This is a genomic window from Stenotrophomonas sp. SRS1 (genome assembly GCF_026130205.1).
Taxonomy (GTDB): domain Bacteria; phylum Pseudomonadota; class Gammaproteobacteria; order Xanthomonadales; family Xanthomonadaceae; genus Stenotrophomonas; species Stenotrophomonas rhizophila_B.
Genome location: NZ_JAINFD010000001.1, coordinates 543,031 through 564,812 on the forward strand (window position 1 = coordinate 543,031; position 21,782 = coordinate 564,812).

The 21,782-nt window shown below is 67.8% G+C and carries 19 protein-coding genes; 10 read left to right on the forward strand and 9 right to left on the reverse strand.

Annotated features, from left to right (window positions below):
• Nucleotides 1-47: 47 nt before the first annotated feature.
• The 9 genes from mdcA (at nt 48) to K4043_RS02390 (ending at nt 8,256) form a co-directional block, all read left to right on the forward strand.
• Nucleotides 48-1,691 (forward strand): malonate decarboxylase subunit alpha, encoded by a 1,644-nt coding sequence (gene mdcA, locus K4043_RS02350; RefSeq protein WP_265308049.1) that lies wholly within the window; start codon nt 48-50, stop codon nt 1,689-1,691.
• Nucleotides 1,692-1,701: 10 nt separating this feature from the next.
• Nucleotides 1,702-2,022, forward strand: coding sequence for a malonate decarboxylase acyl carrier protein (mdcC, locus tag K4043_RS02355; RefSeq protein ID WP_265308050.1), 321 nt, complete (start codon nt 1,702-1,704; stop codon nt 2,020-2,022).
• Nucleotides 2,019-2,915 carry a biotin-independent malonate decarboxylase subunit beta gene (locus tag K4043_RS02360; RefSeq protein WP_265308051.1) on the forward strand — a complete coding sequence of 299 codons (897 nt, stop codon included), beginning with the start codon at nt 2,019-2,021 and terminating at the stop codon, nt 2,913-2,915. The genes mdcC and K4043_RS02360 overlap by 4 nt, the downstream gene beginning before the upstream one ends.
• Nucleotides 2,906-3,610: a biotin-independent malonate decarboxylase subunit gamma gene (gene mdcE / locus K4043_RS02365; RefSeq protein ID WP_265308052.1), complete on the forward strand. Its 705-nt coding sequence runs from the start codon at nt 2,906-2,908 to the stop codon at nt 3,608-3,610. The genes K4043_RS02360 and mdcE overlap by 10 nt, the downstream gene beginning before the upstream one ends.
• Nucleotides 3,611-3,613: 3 nt before the next feature.
• A complete protein-coding gene (gene mdcG / locus K4043_RS02370; RefSeq protein WP_265308053.1) occupies nt 3,614-4,252 on the forward strand; it encodes a malonate decarboxylase holo-[acyl-carrier-protein] synthase in 639 nt (212 codons plus the stop codon).
• Nucleotides 4,249-5,115 carry a triphosphoribosyl-dephospho-CoA synthase MdcB gene (gene mdcB / locus K4043_RS02375; protein WP_265308054.1) on the forward strand — a complete coding sequence of 289 codons (867 nt, stop codon included), beginning with the start codon at nt 4,249-4,251 and terminating at the stop codon, nt 5,113-5,115. The genes mdcG and mdcB overlap by 4 nt, the downstream gene beginning before the upstream one ends.
• Complete coding sequence (mdcH, locus tag K4043_RS02380; protein ID WP_265308055.1) at nt 5,112-6,029, forward strand: malonate decarboxylase subunit epsilon; 918 nt, start codon at nt 5,112-5,114, stop codon at nt 6,027-6,029. The genes mdcB and mdcH overlap by 4 nt, the downstream gene beginning before the upstream one ends.
• Nucleotides 6,030-6,117: 88 nt before the next feature.
• Complete coding sequence (locus K4043_RS02385) at nt 6,118-7,461, forward strand: SLC13 family permease (RefSeq protein ID WP_265308056.1); 1,344 nt, start codon at nt 6,118-6,120, stop codon at nt 7,459-7,461.
• A 75-nt stretch (nt 7,462-7,536) separates the two neighbouring features.
• Complete coding sequence (locus tag K4043_RS02390) at nt 7,537-8,256, forward strand: GntR family transcriptional regulator (protein WP_265308057.1); 720 nt, start codon at nt 7,537-7,539, stop codon at nt 8,254-8,256.
• Between the two features lie 21 nt (nt 8,257-8,277).
• On the opposite strand, the gene K4043_RS02395 is transcribed toward K4043_RS02390, so the two are convergent.
• Both K4043_RS02395 and K4043_RS02400 read right to left on the reverse strand, forming a co-directional pair.
• On the reverse strand, nt 8,278-8,523 hold the full coding sequence (locus tag K4043_RS02395; protein ID WP_265308058.1) for a hypothetical protein: 246 nt from the start codon (nt 8,521-8,523) through the stop codon (nt 8,278-8,280).
• 103 nt (nt 8,524-8,626) lie between these two features.
• Entirely contained in the window at nt 8,627-10,183 is a 1,557-nt protein-coding gene (locus K4043_RS02400; RefSeq protein ID WP_265308059.1) for an EAL domain-containing protein, read from the reverse strand.
• 586 nt (nt 10,184-10,769) lie between these two features.
• On the opposite strand from K4043_RS02400, the gene K4043_RS02405 reads away from it, so the two are divergent.
• A complete protein-coding gene (locus tag K4043_RS02405) occupies nt 10,770-11,816 on the forward strand; it encodes a transporter substrate-binding domain-containing protein (protein ID WP_265308060.1) in 1,047 nt (348 codons plus the stop codon).
• 101 nt (nt 11,817-11,917) lie between these two features.
• Here the strand turns inward: K4043_RS02405 and K4043_RS02410 are convergent, their stop codons facing one another.
• The 7 genes from K4043_RS02410 to K4043_RS02440 are packed head-to-tail and all read right to left on the reverse strand — an operon-like array spanning nt 11,918 to nt 21,522.
• The gene (locus tag K4043_RS02410) at nt 11,918-12,688 is read right to left on the reverse strand and encodes a 2,3-dihydro-2,3-dihydroxybenzoate dehydrogenase (RefSeq protein WP_265308061.1); all 771 of its coding nucleotides are present in this window, start codon (nt 12,686-12,688) and stop codon (nt 11,918-11,920) included.
• Nucleotides 12,685-16,599: an amino acid adenylation domain-containing protein gene (locus tag K4043_RS02415; protein ID WP_265308062.1), complete on the reverse strand. Its 3,915-nt coding sequence runs from the start codon at nt 16,597-16,599 to the stop codon at nt 12,685-12,687. The genes K4043_RS02410 and K4043_RS02415 overlap by 4 nt, the downstream gene beginning before the upstream one ends.
• The gene (locus K4043_RS02420; protein ID WP_265308063.1) at nt 16,596-16,847 is read right to left on the reverse strand and encodes a phosphopantetheine-binding protein; all 252 of its coding nucleotides are present in this window, start codon (nt 16,845-16,847) and stop codon (nt 16,596-16,598) included. Before K4043_RS02420 ends, K4043_RS02415 begins: the two co-directional genes overlap by 4 nt.
• Nucleotides 16,844-17,479, reverse strand: a complete 636-nt coding sequence (locus K4043_RS02425) for an isochorismatase family protein (protein ID WP_265308064.1) — start codon at nt 17,477-17,479, stop codon at nt 16,844-16,846. The genes K4043_RS02420 and K4043_RS02425 overlap by 4 nt, the downstream gene beginning before the upstream one ends.
• Entirely contained in the window at nt 17,479-19,131 is a 1,653-nt protein-coding gene (locus tag K4043_RS02430; protein ID WP_265308065.1) for an AMP-binding protein, read from the reverse strand. The genes K4043_RS02425 and K4043_RS02430 overlap by 1 nt, the downstream gene beginning before the upstream one ends.
• A 16-nt stretch (nt 19,132-19,147) precedes the next feature.
• Entirely contained in the window at nt 19,148-20,326 is a 1,179-nt protein-coding gene (locus K4043_RS02435; protein WP_265308066.1) for an isochorismate synthase, read from the reverse strand.
• Nucleotides 20,323-21,522: an MFS transporter gene (locus K4043_RS02440; RefSeq protein WP_265308067.1), complete on the reverse strand. Its 1,200-nt coding sequence runs from the start codon at nt 21,520-21,522 to the stop codon at nt 20,323-20,325. Before K4043_RS02440 ends, K4043_RS02435 begins: the two co-directional genes overlap by 4 nt.
• Nucleotides 21,523-21,782: the final 260 nt, after the last annotated feature.

Sequence of the window (21,782 nt, forward strand, 5' to 3'; positions counted from 1 at the left end):
CGCGGTGGTAGTTTGGTAATTACAGCGTAATTATGAAGAGGCAGCAGATGGCTCGAGACTGGAACACGCTTGCGGATCGCCGCCAGGCAAGGCTGCAGCGGGCCACCGATGCCGGCCTTGGGCGCCTGGTGCCTCACGCCGGGATCACCCAGCTCCTGCACACCGTGCTGGAACCCGGCGACCGGGTCTGCCTGGAGGGCAACAACCAGAAGCAGGCCGATTTCCTGGCCGAGTGCCTGGCCCAGCTCGATCCCGCGCAGGTCCACGGCCTGCACATGGTCCAGTCCGTGCTGTCGCTCCCCTCGCATCTGGATGTCTTCGAGCGCGGCATCGCCCAGCGCCTGGACTTCTCCTTCTCCGGCCCGCAGAGCGGACGGCTGGCCACGCTGGTCGCCGAAGGCCGGATCGAGATCGGGGCCATCCATACCTACCTCGAGCTGTTTGGCCGCTACTTCATCGATCTCACCCCGCAGGTCGCGCTGATCGCTGCCCAGGCCGCCGACCGCCACGGCAACCTTTATACCGGCCCGAATACCGAAGACACCCCCGTGATCGTCGAGTCCACCGCGTTCCGGGGCGGCATCGTGATCGCGCAGGTCAACGAAATCGTCGACACCCTCCCCCGCGTCGATATCCCGGCCGATTGGGTCAACTTCGTCACCGAGGCGCCGCGCCCCAATTACATCGAGCCGCTGTTCACCCGCGACCCGGCGCAGATCTCCGAGATCCAGGTGCTGATGGCGATGATGGCCATCAAGGGCATCTACGCCGAGTACGGCGTGCAGCGCCTCAACCACGGCATCGGTTTCGATACCGCGGCGATTGAGCTGCTGCTGCCCACGTATGCCGAATCACTGGGGCTGAAGGGCAAGATAGGCACGCACTGGGCACTCAATCCGCATCCGGCACTGATCCCGGCGATTGAATCAGGCTTCGTGCAGTCCGTGCATTCGTTCGGCTCGGAGCTGGGCATGGAGCGCTACATCGAAGCGCGCGCGGATGTGTTCTTCACCGGCAGCGACGGCAGCATGCGCTCCAACCGCGCCTTCTCGCAGACCGCCGGTCTGTACGCCTGCGACATGTTCATCGGTTCCACCCTGCAGATCGATCTGCAGGGCAACAGTTCCACCGCCACCCGCGACCGCATCGCCGGCTTCGGCGGCGCGCCCAACATGGGCTCGGATGCCCGCGGTCGCCGCCATGCCAGCCCGGCCTGGCTGAAGGCTGGGCAGGAAGCGGCGCTGCCCGGGCAGATGCCGCGCGGGCGCAAGCTGGTGGTGCAGATGGTGGAAACCTTCCGCGAGCACATGGCGCCGGCCTTCGTCGACCGTCTGGATGCCTGGGAGCTGGCCGAACGCGCAAAGATGCCGCTGCCGCCGGTGATGATCTACGGCGACGACGTCACTCACGTACTGACTGAAGAAGGCATCGCGAATCTGCTGCTGTGCCGCAGCCCGGAGGAACGCGAGCAGGCGATCCGCGGCGTGGCCGGCTACACCGCGGTCGGCCTGGGACGTGACCGCGCGATGGTCGAGAACCTGCGCGACCGCGGCATCATCCGGCGCCCGGAAGACCTCGGCATCCGCACCCGTGATGCCAGCCGCGACCTGCTCGCCGCGCGCTCGGTCAAGGATCTCGTGCGCTGGTCCGGTGGGTTGTACAACCCGCCCAAACGCTTCCGCAACTGGTAAGGGGCACGCCATGGAAACAGTGCGTTATCGCTTCCCCGGGCAGCACGATCTCAGCGAGCGCGATCGCCACGCGCTGGTCGGCGTGGTCGCCTCGGGCAACCTCGAAGTGCTGATCGAACCCACCCCGCTGGACGGCGCAATGGAGATCGAGGTTATTACCTCTGCCACCGGCTTCGACACCATCTGGCAGGCGGTACTGGCCGATTTTGCTGCCCGCCACCCGCTGCGCAACGTGCGCTTGTCGATCAACGACGCCGGTGCCACGCCGGCGGTGGTCAGCCTGCGGTTGCAGCAGGCGCTGGAAACCCTGCAGGAAGGAGACGCCGCGTGAGCAGTCACAGCTTTTACGAGGCCGATGCCCGCGAGCGTATCCACGGCCTGCTCGAGGCCGGCAGCTTCAGCGAGTTCGTCGGCCCGGCCCGCCGCATCATCAGCCCACACCTGGCCCAGCTGGATCAACCGGGCGCGTTCGATGACGGCATCGTGGTCGGCGCGGGCAGTTTGAACGGTCGCAGCGTGCTGATCGCCGCGCAGCAGGGCCAGTTCATGGGCGGCGGCGTGGGCGAAGTGCACGGCGCCAAGCTCACCGGCCTGCTGGAGCGTGCCGTTGCGGTGCGTCCAGAGGCGGTGCTGCTGCTGCTCGACAGTGGCGGCGTGCGCCTGCATGAAGCCAACGCGGGCCTGATCGCCATGTCCGAAATCATGCGTGCGGTACTGGCCACGCGCGCCGCCGGCATTCCCGTGTTCGCGCTGATCGGCAGCGGCAACGGCGCCTTCGGTGGCATGGGCATCGTCGCCCGCTGCTGCACCGCGGTGGTGATGTCCGAAGAAGGCCGTCTGTCGCTGTCCGGCCCGGAAGTGATCGAGACCGTGCGCGGCGTGGAAGAGTTCGACTCGCGCGACCGCGCCCTGGTCTGGCGCGTGACCGGGGGCAAGCACCGCTATCTGATCGGCGATGCCGTGCAGTTGGTGCCGGATCGCATCGAGGCCTTTGCCGATGCCGCAACGGCGCTGATGACCGCGCATGCCGAGCCGCAGGATCCGCTGGACGCGCTGGAACAGGCGCAGGCCCAGCTGGGTGCACGGATCAACGCCTATGGCGGCTGCCGCGATGGCCTGGAGGTCTGGCGTCTGCAGGGCAATGCCGATGCCGAGCAGCTGCCATTGCTGGACACCGCTGACTTCCTTGACGCCGTCAAGGACCGGAGCCTGCCATGGAACTGACGCCCCTGCTCGATGCCCTATTCCCGCTCGGCCATGCGGTCACCCGCGAGGACGCTGTGCTGGGCGGTACCGCCACCACCGCCGCAGGCGAGGTCACTGTGATCGGCACCGCCAACAAGCTGGAGGTGGGTGTCGATCACGCACTGACGCTGGCCGCCACCGTGCTCGCCAGCACCCGCGCACATCCGCAGCGGCCGATCGTGATGCTCGTCGATACCGCCGGTCAGCGCCTGGCCCGCCGCGATGAAATGCTCGGCATCAACAGTTACTTCGCGCACCTGGCGCGCACGCTGGATCTGGCCCGTCGCCGCGGCGCGCCACTGGTCAGCCTGGTGTATGGCGAGTCCGTGAGTGGCGGCTTCCTGTCGTTCGGGCTGATGGCCGATCGCATCTTCGCCCTGCCCGAAGCGCAGGTGCGGGTGATGGATCTGCGCGCGATGGCCCGCGTCACCAAGCAATCGCTGGAAAAACTGCAGGCACTGAGCCAGAGCTCGCCGGTGTTCGCGCCGGGCGTGGCGAACTACGTCCGCATGGGCGCCGTGGAGGCCGTCTGGGAGGGCGACCTCGCGCAGGCGCTGGTGGATGCACTGAACGCCCCGGTCACCGGCGACCAACGCCGCGAACGGGGCGCCGAGCGCGGTGGCCGCCTGTTGGCGCGCGATGTCGCCGCTGCCGTGGCCGCAGGCGAGGCCTGAACCATGCGCCGTCACGACCTGGTCTGGCTCGATCCGCAGGCACCGTGGCATGTGCTGACCCCGGGCGCGGACGCGCGCCTGAGGGCGTGGGCCGAAGCACGCCTACCCTTCGTCGTGGCGCGACGCGATCCGGCCACCGATGGCGATCAGCTGCGGCTGGGTGTGCCCTTGCCCTTGGCCGAACAACGCCGGCGGCTGTCGCTGCGGATCGAACCAGGCCATGTACTGCGTACTACGCCGCCGCCGGCCTTGGCCGAGGTCGCCGAAGGCCTCCCTGCGCCCTGGCGCGACGAGGTAGGCCTGCTGTTGGCCGATACCCGCGATCTGGACGTGCCCCCGCGCGTGTTCGGCAGTTTCGCCTGGCAACACCTGACCGGCCTTCTCTATCTGCGGGCCAGCTCGGATCTGGACCTGCTCTGGGAGGTGGAGGATCACGCTCACGCGGATCGACAGGCCGCCCGCATGCAGCGCTGGGAGCGTGAGCACCGCCTGCGCATCGACGGCGAACTGCGCTTTCCGGGCGAGCGTGCCGTCAGCTGGCGGGAATACGCCAGCGGCGCCGCGCGGGTGATGGTCAAAACCGGTGACGCCTGCTGGCTGTCATCGCGCGACACACTGCTTTCGCTGCAGGCCGCTGCATGAACGCGGTCCTGCACCCGGTTCCGGCGCCACCGCCCTCCCCCACGGCGGCGGCGCATCGGTTGGGTCGGCTGGCCATTACCAGCCTGCACGCCGAGCTGGCCTGCGCCCCCAAACCGGGCCTGGTGACGCCATGGAGCCGGGGCAGCCACCAGGATATGGACGCCGGCACCTTCCTGCTCAGCCTGTTCGCCCTGCGCGGCTACTTCGTGGCTGTCGCTGCCGCTGGCGCGCATGGCACGCCCTTTGAACACCTGCGCGCGTATGGCATCGACGCCGAGGCGGCCATGCTGCGCGCCACTGGCGGCATCAATACCCACCGCGGTGCCATCTTCAGCCTCGGGCTGCTGGTCGCGGCATCCGCCCAACTTCGCCACACCGGGGGAAGGCCCCCCCAGGGGGTTGAGGTCTGTCTGGGCGTCCGCGAGCAGTGGGCGTCCGCCCTGCTCACTGCACCGTTGAACAGCGACAGCCCCGGTCAACGTGCCCGCCAGCGCCATGGCGTCGCCGGTGTCCGCGAGCAGGCGGCGCAGGGGTTTCCGCTGCTGCGCGAGGTCGCCCTGCCTGCCTTGCAGGCCGCACTGCGTGACACGGAAGATCGGCAGGCGGCCATGGTCCACACCCTGATGTCCCTCGTCGCGGTGACTGCCGATCTCAACCTGCTGCATCGCGGCGGCGAGCGTGGATTGGCTTTCGCACAGCAGCACGCACGACGTTTTCTCGCGGAGGGCGGCGCACTGCAGCCCGGCTGGCGGGCACGGCTCGGGCCGGTGTGCGATGCCTTCGAGGCCAAGCGCCTGAGCCCGGGTGGCAGTGCCGATCTGCTGGCCTGTGCCTGGTTCCTGCACCAGCAGGAGGCTGCATGAGCCTGGTCCTGCTCTGTTCTGGCCAAGGCGGGCAGCACCCTGGCATGTTCGAGCGCGTGGGTGGTAACGCAAGAGCGCAGCCGGTACTCAATCTTGCCAGCGAGCTGCTCGGCACGCCGATCGAGCAGATCGCCGCGGAAGACGGGCGCTTCCGAAATGCCGTCGCCCAGCCACTGGTGTGCGCGGCCGCGCTTGCTCATTGGGAAGGGCTGCGTGACGCGCTGCCCCCTGTTACCGCCGTTGCCGGGTACAGCGCAGGCGAACTGGCGGCGCATGCGGTCGCCGGCAGCTTCGACACGGCGACCTGTCTGCGCCTGGCACTGAAACGCGCACGTCTCATGGATGCAGCGACGCCGGGCGACGCCGGCCTGCTGGCGGTGATCGGGCTGGATGACGTACGGATCGCACGCCTGTGCGCGGCGCACGGCATTTTCCTTGCCATCGTCAACGGACCGGACCATGTCGTGCTGGGTGGCACGCGCGCAGCGCTCACCGCGGCATCGGCAGAGGCCGCCACCAGCGGTGCGCGTGTGGTGCCCCTGCCGGTCTGCGTGCCGGCGCACACCCCGCTGCTGACAGTTGCCGCGCAGGGATTCGAAGATGCGCTGCACTCGGTCACGCTGCGCCCGCCCGGGCTGCGGCTGCTGGCGGGCATCGATGGTCGTGTGGTCGGCGATGTCGAACGGGTGGTGGCGACCCTGTCGGCGCAGATTTCCCAGCCGCTGCAATGGCACGTCGTGCTGCAGCAGGCGGTCGAGCGCGGTGGGCGCGTGTTTCTGGAACTGGGCCCTGGGGCGGCGTTGAGTCGTCGCGCCCGCGAGCTGCATCCGCAGCTCGAGGCCCGTTCCGTCGAGGATTTCCAGACGCTGGAGGGTGTTCTGGAGTGGGTGGACCGCGCATGCGCACGCGCATGAGGGCTCGCCGGTAAGAGTTGCATCACGTAAACCCCAGGTGGCGGGTCGCCATCATGCTGCACGCGTATCAAGTGTCTCGGGAGGGCGCATGAGTCCGCAAATCGCAACGATCATCGGCTTGGTGATCATGTTCATCGTGGCCACTGCGCTACCCATCAACATGGGTGCAGTCGCCTTCGCGCTGGCCTTCATCATCGGCGGCCTGTTCGTCGGAATGGAGGGCAAGGAGGTCTTGGCCGGGTTCCCGGGCGACCTGTTCCTGACCTTGGTCGGCATCACATATCTGTTTGCCATCGCGCAGAAGAACGGCACCATCGACCTGCTCGTGCATTGGGCGGTCAAGGCCGTGCGCGGACACATCGTGGCCATTCCGTGGGTGATGTTCGTGGTGACCGCCGTGCTGACCGCCTTCGGTGCGCTCGGCCCGGCCGCAGTGGCCATCATCGGTCCGGTCGCACTGCGTTTTGCCAAGCAGTACAGGATCAACCCGCTGATGATGGGCCTGCTGGTGATCCATGGCGCGCAGGCCGGTGGCTTCTCGCCGATCAGCGTGTATGGCGGCATCACCAACCAAGTGGTGCAGAAGGCCGGCCTGGAAGTCACGGAAATGGCCGTGTTCCTGACCAGCCTGGGCTTCAACCTGCTGATGGGCATCATCTGTTTCTTCGCCTTCGGCGGCGTGGCGTTGATGCGTCGTGCGCCGACCGCGACCGAGCCGCTGGTGGCCGGCAGCCAGGCCTCCTCGCGCCAGTTCGCGATCGAAGGTCACGGCGCCCTGGTCTCGGCCGGTGGCGGCACGCTCTCCAACGATCCGGGTGCGCTGGATGACGTGCGCATCAACCGCGAGCGTGTGTTCACCCTGATCGGCCTGCTCGGCCTGGGGATCGCCGCACTGGTCTACAACCTCAACGTCGGCCTGGTCTCGATCACCGTCGCGGTGGTGCTGGCCCTGCTCTCGCCCAACTCGCAGAAGGGCGCGGTGGATGGCATCAGCTGGTCGACCGTGCTGCTGATCAGCGGCGTGGTCACCTACGTGGCCGTGCTGCAGCAGGCCGGCGCGGTGGATTACATCGGCCACGGCGTGGGTGCGATCGGCATTCCGCTGCTGGGCGCGCTGCTGGTCTGCTATGTCGGTGGCATCGTGTCGGCGTTCGCTTCCTCGGCCGCCGTGCTGGGCGCCACGATTCCGCTGGCAGTGCCGTTCCTGATGCAGGGGCATCTGAGCGCTGCGGGTGTGATCTGCGCCCTGGCGATCTCCTCCACCGTGGTGGACGTGAGTCCGTTCTCGACCAACGGTGCGCTGGTTGTGGCCTCGGCGGCGAAGGAAGAGCGCGAAGCCCTGTTCCGCCGCTTCCTGGTCTACAGCGGTCTGGTCGTTGCCTTCGGTCCGCTGCTGGCATGGCTGCTGTTCGTGGTGCCTGGCTGGATGTGAACCCACGGCGGGCCTGCTCAGGCAGGCCCGCCGTGACCCGTTAGAATGCTGCACACCTGCACAAGAACTCCTGCCATGCCGCTGGCTCCTGGTCCCCGTCTGTCGAAGAAACGCGTGCCGCTCTATGAAGAAGTGGCCGAACGCCTGCGCCAGAAGATCTATGACTACGAGCTGCCGCCGGGTGAATGGATCGATGAGCCGATGCTCGCCGAAGAACTCGGCATCAGCCGGACGCCACTGCGCGAGAGCCTGAAGCTGCTGGCGGCGGAAGGCCTGGTGCAGCTGGATGCAGGCCGCGGCAGCCGCGTCACCCGGCTCACGCTGGAAGATCTCAACCAGCTGTTCCCGGTGATGGCCATGCTGGAAGGTCGCTGCGTGCATGAAGCGGTCAAGCGCGTCGACGATGAAGGGGTGGTGCAGCTGCAGGCCCTGCATGACGCGATGGAAGTGGCCGCGGCGGCCGGCGATCTGGCCGAGTATTATCGCAACAATTATCTGATCCACGAAAGCCTGCAGACGCATGCCGGTAATCCGTGGTTGATCCGGGTCACGCACGATCTGCATCGCATCCTGAAGATGCATCGCGGGCGTCAGCTGTTGACCCCCGGGCGCATGGCGCAGTCCCTGGCCGAGCATCGCGCGCTGATGGAGTGCATCCGCAACCGCGATGCCGAAGCCGCCGAGCAGATGATGAATCGTCACCTGCTCAGTCAGGGTGAAGCGCTGGCTGCGTATGTTGCGGCTGGCGGGCAGTTGAACGTGCCCGCGCCGTTGCCCAGGCAGGGCGGTATCTAAGCGTGCGAAAGCACGCTGCGCCTATACCAACTCCACCGTCAACCGCGTCAGCGATTGCCCCAGCAGGTGCAGGCGAAGCTGGTCCAGGCTGGTGAAATAGCAAACCGTCTCCGTACCCGCCAGACGGTAGATGCCGCGCTTGCCACCAAGCAGTACGAATTTGTCCTGGTCCACCAGGTATTGAGCGACCGGTGGCACGCCCTGTGCCTTCAGCCCATCGATGTCGATGGGTTCAAGCGCGTCGAGATCATGCAGTGCAGTAGTCATGGTCGCGGGAACATCGTGTTGAGGAGACTCGAGCTTAGGTTCTCGCCAGGCAGCGCTGCGTGGAATCATCGTGACGATGGCGAGAGCGCCATACCGCTGTCCGTCACGCCACCGGCAGCGCATCCGCCGCCACCGGGCGGCCAAGCAGCCAGCCCTGCGCCACCGCCGAGGGCATCAGCTCCAGCATCGCCTGCGCCTGTTCTTCGGTTTCCACCCCTTCCACCACCAGGCCGATCTCCAGCGTACGCGTCATCGCGCAGATCGCTTCGATGATCTGGCTGATGGCAGACCCTGTACCGATCGCACGGGTGAAGCGCTGATCCATCTTGATCGCATCCAGCGGCAGCTCGGCCAGGTAGGCGAAGTTGGAGTAGCCGGTACCGAAGTCGTCGATGTAGAACGGATAGCCGTCCTCGCGAAGCCGCGCCATGCCATCGGCCAGATCGCTATGCCGCGTTGTCGAGCGCTCGGTGATCTCCAGTACCACCTGTTCGCGCGCCACCCGGTTCTGCGCCGTGGCAGCGTTCAAGTAGGCCCGGAACCCCGCATCGACCACATCGGTCGCCGAAACGTTGAAGCTGACATAAAACGCAGGGTCCGCGCGCAGCCGGTCGCCCAGCTCGGCCAGCGCCTTGCGCACCACCTGGCGCGCCAGTGCACCACCCAGCCGCTGGTGTTCGGCCATCGGCACGAACGTATCCGGCGGCACCTGCTCGCCCTGCTCATTGCGCCAGCGCGACAGCGTTTCCACGCCGACCAGCCGCCGGTCTGCCAGTGCCCGAAGCGGCTGATACACCAGCGTCAGGCCGTCGCCCAGAATCGCCCGCTCCAACTGCTTGGGCAACGAGCGGCGGTGACGCTGGTAAGCGCTGATCAGCAGCCCAAGTCCACTGCCGGCGAACCCGCCCAGCAGGCACAGGCCGATCAGTATCCACGGCGACTCGGAGAACAGGCTCGACTGCTGCGCCCGCGCTGCCACACAGATATCGAACGTGTGGCTGCAACGGCGCGAATGCCGTGTGCTGCCAAGATCGACCCAGCTTTCCTCGCGGAACGGATCCAGCGCGGTCACATTGCCGAAGCGCTGGAAGATATGCCGCGCGTCACGCGTAAGCACCAAGGCGCCCATGCCCGGCCCCACCTGGTCCACACGATCGAACGCACTCGGCGACGTGGTGACGATGACATCGCCCTTGGCTGACATATCGGCGGCCACCCGCGCATCGACAATGCCCGAGACGCCGCCCCACAGCCGGTAACCGCGGACGCGGCGGTCCGGTTCGGGCATCTGCGCCGGAGCGGCCAGGATTCCCCATGCCGCCGAGCAGATCAGCCGATCCTCATGCAGCCGGCCCACATCACGCACATAGCGCGATTTGAAGGCCAGCAACCGCAGTTCGGACAGATCCTCCCGCGTGCACGGTGCGGTCGTCAGCGCGGCCGCCTGCTCCAACGTCAGTGAGGAGGCGGCCGCCACGGATTCGGCCTGGAGCAGGAGGCGGTCGGCGTACGCATCCAGCAACGCGCGGTCGCGCTGCACCAGCATCGCCTGTGCGCTCAGCAGGGTAACGCCCAGCACCGCGATCGCCGTCAGGGTGACGAAGGGCGCTCGTCCTTCCAGCGCAATGCGGTAGCGGTGGGCAATCGAGGGTCGTGGCAACGTCGAGCTCCAGCAGGAACGGTGTCAATGGGAGGCGCTGGGACGGGCGCAGGCGTGCGCGCAGACCCGGGAGACCACAGCATTCGACCTACCGGTGTCAAACCGATGAAAACACCTGAAACGCCCCTCCATACCCTGCCCCCGCTCTACGCGCTCACGCGCGATGGCCAGCTCCTGCCTCGCTGCTGTCACCACATCTCTCTCCGGCATCTTCCCTATCCAGCTGATGGAGGCAGTCACGCATCGTTGCGGCGTTTCACCGGCACGGTGCCCTCGTCCTATCCGACTTTATCCATAGGCGGCCTCTATTGTATAGGCGAGCCAGTCGGTGTGGCCCGTCGTTTTGGCGGCCACGGCGCGTGCATCTCCCGCTGCCACAGCGTCCAAAGCTGCTCCATGCCTCAGTTCTCGAGGTTCGCCGGCGCTTTCGTATTTGTTGCATACCGCCGCAGCGGTGGCGCGTGTATCTCTATCGAGCATGTTTTCTTCAAACATCTGAAATGTGCCGAGGCGCGGCCCGCGCGTGGCGGCGAGGCGACTCACCCGCCGCTGCGGCGGCAGCCACGGGCCTACTTGAGACACCCATGTGAACACCGTTGCATCCCGTACTACCCTCGGCAGAGTCCTGTTGCTTGTCGGTATCGTCGTCACCGTGGCCTGCCTGGTCCTGCTGACACTGGTGTCCCCGCCGCAGCGGCATGCCACGTTCCGGCTCGCCATCGGGCCGCAGATGGCGATCTCGCAGGGCCTGGGCGGCTCGGCCGCGCAAGGTGGCCCCCGCGCGTACATGGAAGCACTGGAGGCCATCGCCGGGGTGCGCCTGGAGCTGCGGCGCTCCTCTTCCATCGAGAGCGCCATCGCGCTGCTGAGTTCGGGCGCCGTGGATGGCGTGGCCTTCTCGCTGCCGTCGACCCGCCCCATGCTGCCTGGCTCGGCGGTTGTCTCGGCGCCGTTCTACACGGGCAGCTCGGTCCTCGTCAGTCGCCGCACATCGGCCTACCGCTCGCTGGCATCCCTGGCCGGCCGGCGGGTGGCAGTGATCGACAATGGCGAATATCGCGCGTATCTGGCGCGGCACTTTCCGGATATCAACGTCCTTCCCCTCGCCTCGCCCGCCGACATGCTGGCCGCACTGGACAGCGGTGCCGCCGATGCGGCACTCGGTGCCGATGGCATTCTGGTACCGCTGGCACGGCGGGATCACAACGCCATCCTGGAGGTGCATGCCGCGCACGATGGTCCCCCGGTGGAGCTGCGCGTTGCCTACGTGCCAGAGCGGGCGGTCGAGGTCAGCATGGCGCATCAGGCGTTGCTGGCGCTGCCGTTGGACATCCACAAGGACATCCTCGAGCGCACCCTCAATGCGGTGTATCGCGCCCCGCCGACGGTCCGCGCGGTGGCCACTTACTACCGCATCCCGATCATCCTGCTCTGCCTGGTGATGCTGGCCTTCCTGCTGGGCATCTCGCGCGCGTGCCGCAAGGCCCGGCGCGCCGCGGCCCGCCAGGCGGCCGCCGCACGCGTGTTGACGCTGGTCAATCATGAGGTTCGCAACAGTGCCTCTTCTGTCATTTCGGCGATCGATCACCATAAGCGAGGCGACGGCCGGTTCTCTATGAACCAACTTGTATAAAATTGGTTTTTGCGTGCTCTATCGCAGTTGGCGTGACCCGAGGGATGGGGCACGCTGAGCATCACGGCGCAGCGCGCCGCCTGCATTCAATCCGGGCAGGATCACCCGCGCAGGGTGGCACCACCATCCACGTAGACATCGCTCATGGCGATGTGCCCGGCCTGATCGGAGAGCAGGAACATGACGGCATTGGCAACGTCTTCAGGGCTGGCAAGTTTCTGCAAGGGGATACCTGCTTTATAGGTCTCCAAACTTCCCTCGATGACACGTGCTGCGCCCTGCCCGTCCACCCACATCGCGGTCTGCATGGGCGTCACCGTTGATCCAGGTGCAACGATGTTGCAGCGGATGCCCAGCGGCGCCAGCTCCAGCCCAAGGCAGCGCGTGAACATCGTGGCGGCCGCCTTGGAGGCAGCATAGGCGGCCATGCCGTGGCGCGGGACACCGGCTGCGTTGGAGCTGACCGTCACAATGGCTCCCGTCCGGCGCGGTGACATCACCCGTGCCAGCGCACGGGACACATGGAACACGCCGTCCGCATTCACCGCGAAGACCCTGCGCCATTGCGCATCCTCCGTTTCCGAGACGGTACCCGTCTGCAGTACGCCGGCGACGTTGATGCCGAAGCCGATCGGGCCAACCTCGGCTTCAACCCACGCCACGAGTGCATCCACGGCGGTCGGGTCGGTCACATCGAGCGCCTTGGCGTGGACCGGCGTCTGCCCTGCCCCGTCAACGATGGCCGGTGCCGCCACGTCGGTGGCGATCACGGTGCAGCCACTCTCGCGCAATTGCGTGACCAAGGCTGCACCTATGCCCCCGCCGGCGCCGGTGACCAAGGCGATGGTGTTGCTGAAGCCAGTGAGTTTCATGCGCGGGTCCCGAGGTGACGGTCCCAATGCTGGAGCCGTGTGTTGAGGTGAGGGATGAGCTGGGCGACGGCGTCGCGGCCGGTCAGTTCGGCATGCAGGAACGGCAGCTCAAGCGTGTCCACCTGAGCGGCATGGGGCTGCCAGAGCAGGGATTGGAGCTGCGGGCGCGCGGCGTGATCGCGACCAGCGCGAACGTGCAGCAGTAGGCCCTCGTAACGGCGATGATGATGGGCACGGATCAACCGGTTGGTGCCGGTGACCGCGCGGACCACACCATCGAGCACCGCGTCGGGCAGATTGCCCAGTGCGCCGTCGCCACGCCGCAGGAAGGCGAGGATGCGCTCGCGGGTGTCCAGCGCCGGGTGCGCATCGGGATCGTGCCCGGCGATGGCGAGCAGTGCCCGCAGCGCTGCGATCGGGTCCGGCTCGGGCTCGGCCCGCCAGCATTCACTGGGGTAGGCATCCAGCAGGGCCAGCAAACCGACGTCATGGCCGAGCTCGCGCAGGCGCACTGCCATGGCCTGCGCCAGAATGCCACCGACCGACCAGCCCAGCAGATGCACCGGCCCCGGGGTATTCAGGGCCAGGATCCGCGCCACGTAGTGGGCGGCCAACGCATCAATCGTCGCTGGCATGGGCTGCTCCGCGTCCAGCGCCGGCGATTGCAGCCCATGCACGTCGCGGGCCGGTGCCAGCGCACGGGCCAGGTCGCGATAGTTCCAGGCGATGCCGCCAGCAGGATGGATCACGAACAGCGGCGGCAGCCTGGCGTCACCGGTGGCGAGCTGGATCAATGGCCCCAGACCGTGATCGGTCGCTGCTGGTGGCGCGTCGATGCGCGCCGCCAGACCGGCGACGGTCGGTGCAGCAAACACCGCACCCAGGCCGAGGTCGCACCGCCAGCGCTGCTGGATCGCCAGCAGCAGGTGCACCGCGCTCAGCGAATCGCCGCCAAGCGTGAAGAAGTCCGCCTCGATGCCGATGGGGCCCTGGATGCCGAGCGTCTGCGCAAACAACGCAGCAAGGTCATGCTCGGTGTCGGTCCGGGCGGCTATCCCTGCACTGTTCGTCTGCGCAGGCGCCGGCAGGGCGTTACGGTCCAGCTTGCCGTTGGCGGTGACCGGCCAGTGATCGATGGCCACGAACGCGGACGGCACCATGTAATCCGGCAGCATTCTGGCAAGGTGCGCGCGCAGCACCCCTGCATCGGGCGCACCGGGCGATACATAGGCCACCAGCCGGCGCTCGCCGGGGCGGTCTTCGCGCATCAGCACCTCACCGCGGGTGACGCCCGGTGCGGTGCGCAACGCGACATCGATGTCGCCCAGCTCGATGCGCAGGCCACGCAATTTGATCTGGTGATCGCTGCGGCCCAGATACTCCGCCGCGCCATCGTCGCGCCACCGGGCGACATCGCCGGTGCGGTACAGGCGTCCGCCGGTGACGAACGGATCGGGAACAAAACGCTCGGCGGTGAGATCGTCGCGCCCCAGGTAGCCGCGCGCCAGCTGCACGCCGCCCAGATAAAGGTCACCGGCCACGCCCGGCGGCAACGGCTGCATGCCCGCATCAAGGATGTACAAGCGCGTATTCCAGACCGGGTAGCCGATCGGGACCGGCCGAGATGCGTCCTCGGCGCTGGCTGGCCAGAAACTGACATCCACGGCGGCTTCGGTGGGGCCATACAGGTTGTGCAACTCGGCGTGGACGGTCGCGTGGAAGCGGTCGCGCAGATCGGCATCCAGCGCTTCGCCACTGGTGAACACGCGGCGCAACTGCAGGCCATGGCAGGCCTGTGCTGCGAGGAAGGCCTCCAGCATGGACGGCACGAAATGCAGGGTGGTAACGCCATGCGCGCGGATCAGCCCGGCCAGCGCCAGTGGGTCGCGATGTGCCTCCGGCGGCGCCACCACCAGGGTGGCACCGCTGATCAGCGGCAGGAAGAACTCCCAGACGGACACATCGAAGGTGGCCGGCGTCTTCTGCAGGATACGATCGTCCGGTTGGATGCCGTAGTGCACCCGCATCCATTCCAACCGGTTGACGATGGCGCGGTGCTCGATCAGCACGCCCTTGGGTTCGCCGGTGGAGCCGGAGGTGTAGATCACATAGGCCGCGTCCGCTGGCTGCGGCAGAGTGTCCAGCGTTGCCTCGGGCGCCGGCACCCATTCCGAGGGAGTCAGGACGGGGACCGGAGCGAAACGCTGGCGGTCTTCCGGCAGCGCCAGTACGCAGGCTGGCTGCGCCGAGTGCAGGATGCGGGCGATGCGCGCATCGGGGTGCGCCAGATCCACCGGCAGGTAGGCACCGCCAGCACGCTGGATGGCGACCAGGGCGACGATGAGCGCCAGCGACCTGGGCAACGCGACGACCACGCGCGACTCCCGGCCCACGCCCTGCGCCCGCAGTTGCACTGCCAGCGCACGGCTGCGGCGTTCGAGCTGGGCAAAGGTGAGCGATTCCGCGCCGAACACCACGGCAATGGCGTCCGGCCTCTGCGCCATGCGCGCGGTGATCAGCTCGACCAGAGTGACGTCCGGGACCGGATGATCGGTAGCGTTGACGTCATGGAGATAACGCTGCTGCTCGGCCGGGGTGGCCAGTGGCACGGTGGCGAGCATGGCGCCAGCGGCCTGTGCCTCCAGCGCGGCCGCGATGAAGTGCAGCAGGCGCGTGGCGTGCGCCTCGATCCGGGCCTGCGTGTACAGCGTGGGGTTGGCCTCGATCTCCAGATCCAGCACGGTTGTGCCATCGCCCCGGAAGCCAAGCGTCACATCGTCTACCGGACCGGTGCACAGCACCTCCAGCGTGGCCTCCACACCTTCCAGCTGCAGCGGCCGGTAGAACGGCTGCACATTGACCAGCGGGCCGTGCAGGCGCCGGTGACCGCCGATCAGGCCGAGGTCACGGCGCAGCTGCTCGCCTCGGTAGCGGCCGTGGCGGCGGCTGCGCATCAAGCCTAGTCCCACGTCACGAACCCGCTCATCGACACTGCCCTGTGGGGGCCCCATACGCAGCGGCAGCACGTTCATCACCATTGCGGGCACCCGGGCGGAGACGCTGCCCAGGCGGCCCATGAAGGGCACGCCGATGATGGCCTCGGCTTCGCCACTGATGCGGCGGCAGTACTCGGCGGACAAGGCGGTCAACACGTCCGGCCATGGCTGGCCGATGCGTGTGGCCGCCTCGAGGATGCGCTGGCGCAGGGCGGGTCCAATGGACTGCACGACACGCAGTGCCTGCGCTGCCGGTGGTGCGATGCCCGCGCCGAGGCCGGCGGCCGCCGGTGCATCCGCCATGGTTGCAAGCCAGTACGCGGCGTCGCGCACCCGGCGCTCGCCGTCACGATACTGCGCGTCCTCCTCCAGCACCGGCAGCAGCGGTGCCAGCGCGGCATCGTCGTGCTGCGCGGCATACAGCGCGCAGACCCGTTCGGAGAACAGCGCCATGCCATAGCCGTCGGCGGCAAGGTGATGCACGCGCAGGTACCAGACGTAGTGCGAAGGACCGAGCACGAACAGCCGCTGCTGGCTCAGTCGATCACGTGAGGGGTCGACCGGCGTAAGGTGGTCGCGCCGCATCGCGGTCTGCGCCGCCTGCCTGGGGTCTTCATGTGCGGACAGGTCGACCACGTCCAGCAGCGGACGGTGCTGCGGGTCGATCCACTGCACCGGCGTACCCTGCCCATCCTCGGCAATGCGCAGCGACAGCGCGTGCGCCTCCAGCGCAGCCCGGTCAGCCGCGCGCCCGAAGGCGGCGACATCCAGCATCCCTTCGATCCAGACCGCATGAGCGGTATTGAAGGCCGGATTGTCCGGCGCAAGCCGCTGCGCGTACCACAGCCCTGCCTGAGCCTCGGTCAGGCCGCGCGCCTGCGGCCACGTCGCGTCGGGCAGCGCAGCGGCATTCATGGGCCGGCTGCGCCCCGGTTCTGCAGGCGCTGCACCACACTCCACCATCCGCGGAGGGTGGCGTGCTCGGCCAGATGGCCGAACTCCAGTGGGATGCCGGTGTTGCCCCAGGCCAGCACCAGGCCGAGCACCCGCATCGAATCCAACCCGAGGTCCATCAGGTTCTCATCGTTGCCGATGTCCTCCGGTGCTTCGCCCAGCATCTCGGCGACATCGGCGCGCATGCGCTCCAGGGTCAGTGCGGTCATGCGAGGGTCTCCAGCAGGTGATCGGTGGTCATTGGTCCGCCGCAGGTGCGCGCGATCCAATGCAGGGCGAGGTCGTGGTCGGCACGCGAGAAATCGGCGACGGCATCGGCGGCGATGAAACTCTCGATGTCACGCTGGAAGCCCTCGGCAACGGTGGCGGTGCAGCCGATGTGTGCGTACACGCCGGTGACCAGCAGCTGGTCGCGGCCACGGGCGCGCATCATCGTCTCCAGATTGCTGCGCTGGAAGGCGCTGTAGCGGTGCTTGACCAGCACATGGTCGCCCTCTGCCGGGGCCACGGCCTCGAGGATGGCCTCGTGTTCTTCGGTGGCCGACATGCCGGGTCCCCACAGATCGGCCTGCAGGCCTCGATCGCGGCGGTCCTGGTTGCCACGCTGGGCGGTATAGAACACCGGAATGCCACGCGCGCGGCAATGCGTGAGCAGGCGCGCGATGTTCGCCACGGCCGGTGCCAGCGGCGCGGCATCCGGCGCGAAGGCGGCCAGGAAGTAGCGCTGCATGTCATGCACCAGCAGCGCCAGGCGCTCGGTCTGCGGCTGCCAGGCGCCGCGCGGGGTGGGCAGGTCGGCCTGGGTCGGCAGGGGGTACGGTTGGATCTTGGGCAGCGCCATCAGCGCGGTTCTCCTGTCTGTTGCATGAAACGTTCGCGCAGCTGGGCACGCAGCTCGCGGCGGCTGATCTTTCCGACCGCGGTGGTGCCGAAGGCATCGACGAACACGATCTGGTCCGGCACTTTGAACGCCGCCAGGCCGCGGCTGCGCACCCAGGCCTTGAGGCTGGCGGCCTTGGTCGGCTCGCCCTGGGCAATGATGAAGGCGCAGCTGCGTTCACCAAGGTAGGCATCGGGAATGGAGACCACCGCCGCATCGAACACGCTCGGGTGCGCCAGCAGGTGGTCTTCGATCTCTTCGGCGGAGATCTTCTCGCCGGCACGGTTGATGTGGTCAGTGGCCCTGCCCTGCACCACCAGATAGCCACCCGGCAGGCGCTGCACCCTGTCGCCGGTGCGGTAGAAGCCATCCTCGGTGAAGGCGCGTGCGTTGGCGGCGGGATCGTTGTGATAGCCGCGGATGGTGTACGGGCCGCGGGTAAGCAGATGGCCGGTCTCACCTTCTGCAACCGGGTTGCCGTGGTCATCGACCACCAGCACCTCGTCGTCTTCACTGATCGGGCGGCCCTGGGTGGAAACGATGATCTCCTCGCTGTCGTGCAGGCGGGTGTAGTTGACCATGCCCTCGGCCATGCCAAACACCTGCTGCAGGGTGCAGCCCAGCCCGGCGATCACTCGCCGCGCGGCTTCCGGCACCAGCTTGGCCCCGCCGACCTGCACCACCTGAAGACTGGAGAGGTCCTGCGTGGTGGTTGCGGCGGCCTGCGCCCACAGCAGCGCCAGCGGCGGCACCAGGCCGACACAGGTCACCCGCTCGCGCGCGATCAGGCCGAACGCGGTCTCCGGGCCCGCGCCAGGGCTCATCACCACACGGCCACCGGCGTAGAGCGTGCCGAAGAACCCCGGCGAGCTCATCGGGAAGTTGTGCGCGGCCGGCAGCGCGACCAGATAGACGCTGTCCTGGGTGATGCCGCAGATCGCGTTGCTGGCGCGGAAGGAATACAGGTAGTCGTCGTGCGTGCGCGGGATCAGCTTGGACAGCCCCGTGCTGCCCCCGGAGATCTGCAGGAACGCAACCGATTGCGGGTCGGGATCGGCGGGCAGCTGATCAAGGTCGCCTGCCAGCGATGCCAGCGCGGTGAACCCGGCCGCGTCACCGGCGATGATGACGTGCTGCACCTCGGGCACCTGCGCCTGCAGCGCGTGCGCGAGGGTGCGGTAGTCAAACCCCTCGTAGCTGGACGCAGTGATATAGGCATTGGCCTCGGCCTTGCGCGCGAAGTGCGCAACCTCGGTGATGCGGTGCGCAGGCAATGCATACACGGGGATCAAACCCGCGCGAAACAACCCGCAGACCACGGTCACGAATTCCGGCACGTTGCCAAGCTGCACTACCACGCGATCACCCGGGACCAGCCCTTGCGCGAGCAGGCCGGCGCCGATGCGGCCGGCCTCCTGCCACAGCTGGGCGTAGGTCAGGCGCGTATCACCGCCGACCACCGCGATATCACCCGCGAAGCGCTCGGCACGCTCGCGCAGGAAGCCCGGAAAGGTCTCGCCGCGCCAATGGCCGGCCGCGCGATAGCGCGCGACCAGGGCCGGCGGCCAGACCTGGCGCAGCGGCACCCGGGAGGAAGAAAAGGATGCGTTCATGGACAGCTCCCGCACATCAGAAAGGACGAACGTCATGGACGCCGAGCGCGGTCAGCAGGGCCATGAACTTGGCAGCCGTTTCGGCCACCTCGAGTTCGGGTTGGGACTCGGCGACGATGCCGGCCCCGGCATACAGGCGCACTTCGGTGCCCTGCACGCGAGCGCAGCGGATCGCCACATACCAGTCGCCATCGCCTTGCGCATCGGTCCAGCCAACGGCGCCGGCATAGAAGCCCCGTGCGACCGGTTCGGCCTGACGGATCAGCTCAAGTGCCGGCTGGCGCGGCGTGCCGCAGACCGCCGGGGTGGGATGCAGCAGCGCGACCAGGGCGGCAGAAGACACCGAGGCGTCCTTCAGCGTGCCGTGGATGCGGGTACCGAGATGCCACATGGTGGCAGTGGCGTGCAGTGTCGGCCGCGGCTGTGCCTCGACGTGAAGGCACAGCGGTGCCAGCGCGGCCACGATGGCCTCGACCACATGGCGATGCTCGTCATGGTCCTTGGCCGACGCCAGAAGCGTCTCCGCGGCGCGTGCATCCTCGGCCGGATCGGCCGAACGACGGGCTGAGCCGGCCAGTGGATGCGAGAGCACACGGTCACCGCGCCTGGAGACCAGCAGCTCCGGCGTGGCGCCGACCAGCCAGGCCGCGTCCTTTGGGCGTGCCGCAGGTACCGGCACCACGTAGGTCGCCACGCTGGGGTCTTTGCCCAGGCGCGCGGCCAGCACGCGCGGATGCAGCGGTTGCGCTGTGGTGACCCGCAGGCTGCGCGCAAGCACGACTTTTTCCAGCGGGCTGTCGGTGCGCTGCAGTTCCGTGACTGCGGCCGCCACCGCCTGCGCATACGCATCGGCAGACGGTTCGGCGAGCACATCGCCGACCAGCGTCGGCGTTTCCACCCGGACCACCGTGGGCTGGCCAGACACCTGATCCGGCTGATAGAGCGCATCGCCCTGCTGGGGATCAAACGGCACCGCCCCCACCAACAGGCGCGGGCCGGAGCGCGGCGCGGCGAAGAACGCGGCGACGCGCTCGGCCAAGGTGGCGGTGGCACCGGACGGCAGCCGCGCACGGACGCCGTGCGCTTCCATCGCCTGCTGCGGGCTGCGCAGCAGGAAATACGGGGCGTCGGCCGCATCAACGGTGGCGGTGTCGGTCACCTCATCGGTCACACCCGTGGCGAGCATCTCGTTCATGCCGCGCCCCGCGCGCGATGCAGGGCGGCAGAGACTGCCAGGACCAGCAGCACCGCGCCTACCAACAGGTACGGTGCGCTCGGCGACCACCGATACAGCAGTGTGCCGATCATCGGCCCGACCACCATGCCCATGCCCTGCACCGACGCGACCGTACCTGCGGCAGCGCCCTGCTCGTGCGCCTCCACCGAATCAGCCGCCAGCGCCTGGAAATTGGGAAACACGAAACCCATGCCGAACGCAGCGATCGCGTAACTAGCCAGCAGCTGCCACGGCACGCTGACCAGCGCCACCGACGCAAAGCCCAGCCCGGAGATCAGCGCACCCACCAGGATCCAGCGCGTCGGGCGGATGTCCTTGAGCTTCATCACCAAGCCCTGCGCGAAGATCAGGCCGACACCGACGGCGGTCAGGGCCAGCCCGGCCATGCGTGCGCCGTCTGCCGGGGAGAGCTGCAGGCGATCAATCGCGAAGAAGCCGACCGTCACCTGCGCGACGGTGACCGAGATCATCGCGACGAACACCGCCAGCAACGGCAGGCGCAGGCGCGCATCGCCCAGGCCGAGCGTCGGTTTGGGGCCGGTGTGCGTCGGCGCGACCGGCGGCGTGTTCGGCAGGCGCCACCAGATCATCATCAGCGACAACAGCGGCAGCAACGCGGCCACATACAGGGTGAGCGAGAGATTCTGGTAGGCGATCCAACCGGCGGCGGCCGGGCCCAGCACCATGCCCAGCGCATTGGCGGTGCCAAGCTTGGCCATCACGCTGCCGCGCTGCCCCGGGGCGGCCTGGTCGGCGATGATGGCCGCGGCGGTCGGCGGCACGGCGGCGTAGAACAGCCCGACCAGGGCACGCGTGCCGACCAGGACCAGCACGGAGAGCCAGATCGCTGGCGGCGAGGTCAGCGCCACATCTACGAACACCGCCAGCGCCACGTAGATCACCGCGTAGGCCGCCAGTGCGATCAGCAGCACGCGCTTGCGCCCGATGCGATCACTGAGTGCGCCCCAGCGGCGCGCCGACAGCATCCACAACACCCCCGCCGCGGTGACCGAGAGGCCGGCATGCCACTCGGCCAGGCCCAACACCCGCACCACCGGACCGATCACGGACACGAACGCCATCATCGCCATGGTGCCGAGCAACGCGGCGGAAACGAGCGCGGGCAAACCGGAAACGACGGGACGTGAAGACATTGAACACCACAGCCAATAAGAAGTTGAACCACGCGGTGCGCCGACGCGCGCGCGGTTCTGCCATCCGGTTACGAACGCATCACCGCCCTGTGATCCATTAAATGATAACGGCTCGCATTTGCGTTTGATAGTGCATGTGTATGGGACGTTCATGTGTGCAGGCGAGCCCACCCTGCGACAAAAAAGCACTACATATTCGGTTGACGATCCGCTCACACCCCACTATGTTGTGCCCATCGGCTCCCCGCTTCCGCCAGGTC

Excerpts from the sequence above, each read along its gene's own strand:
- mdcA (WP_265308049.1), top strand. The coding sequence starts at position 48 with ATGGCTCGAGACTGGAACACGCTTGCGGATCGCCGCCAGGCAAGGCTG.
- mdcC (WP_265308050.1), top strand. The coding sequence starts at position 1,702 with ATGGAAACAGTGCGTTATCGCTTCCCCGGGCAGCACGATCTCAGCGAG.
- mdcE (WP_265308052.1), top strand. The coding sequence starts at position 2,906 with ATGGAACTGACGCCCCTGCTCGATGCCCTATTCCCGCTCGGCCATGCG.
- mdcG (WP_265308053.1), top strand. The coding sequence starts at position 3,614 with ATGCGCCGTCACGACCTGGTCTGGCTCGATCCGCAGGCACCGTGGCAT.
- mdcB (WP_265308054.1), top strand. The coding sequence starts at position 4,249 with ATGAACGCGGTCCTGCACCCGGTTCCGGCGCCACCGCCCTCCCCCACG.
- mdcH (WP_265308055.1), top strand. The coding sequence starts at position 5,112 with ATGAGCCTGGTCCTGCTCTGTTCTGGCCAAGGCGGGCAGCACCCTGGC.
- K4043_RS02385 (WP_265308056.1), top strand. The coding sequence starts at position 6,118 with ATGAGTCCGCAAATCGCAACGATCATCGGCTTGGTGATCATGTTCATC.
- K4043_RS02390 (WP_265308057.1), top strand. The coding sequence starts at position 7,537 with ATGCCGCTGGCTCCTGGTCCCCGTCTGTCGAAGAAACGCGTGCCGCTC.
- K4043_RS02395 (WP_265308058.1), bottom strand. The coding sequence starts at position 8,523 with ATGACTACTGCACTGCATGATCTCGACGCGCTTGAACCCATCGACATC.
- K4043_RS02410 (WP_265308061.1), bottom strand. The coding sequence starts at position 12,688 with ATGAAACTCACTGGCTTCAGCAACACCATCGCCTTGGTCACCGGCGCC.
- K4043_RS02415 (WP_265308062.1), bottom strand. The coding sequence starts at position 16,599 with ATGAATGCCGCTGCGCTGCCCGACGCGACGTGGCCGCAGGCGCGCGGC.
- K4043_RS02420 (WP_265308063.1), bottom strand. The coding sequence starts at position 16,847 with ATGACCGCACTGACCCTGGAGCGCATGCGCGCCGATGTCGCCGAGATG.
- K4043_RS02425 (WP_265308064.1), bottom strand. The coding sequence starts at position 17,479 with ATGGCGCTGCCCAAGATCCAACCGTACCCCCTGCCGACCCAGGCCGAC.
- K4043_RS02430 (WP_265308065.1), bottom strand. The coding sequence starts at position 19,131 with ATGAACGCATCCTTTTCTTCCTCCCGGGTGCCGCTGCGCCAGGTCTGG.
- K4043_RS02435 (WP_265308066.1), bottom strand. The coding sequence starts at position 20,326 with ATGAACGAGATGCTCGCCACGGGTGTGACCGATGAGGTGACCGACACC.
- K4043_RS02440 (WP_265308067.1), bottom strand. The coding sequence starts at position 21,522 with ATGTCTTCACGTCCCGTCGTTTCCGGTTTGCCCGCGCTCGTTTCCGCC.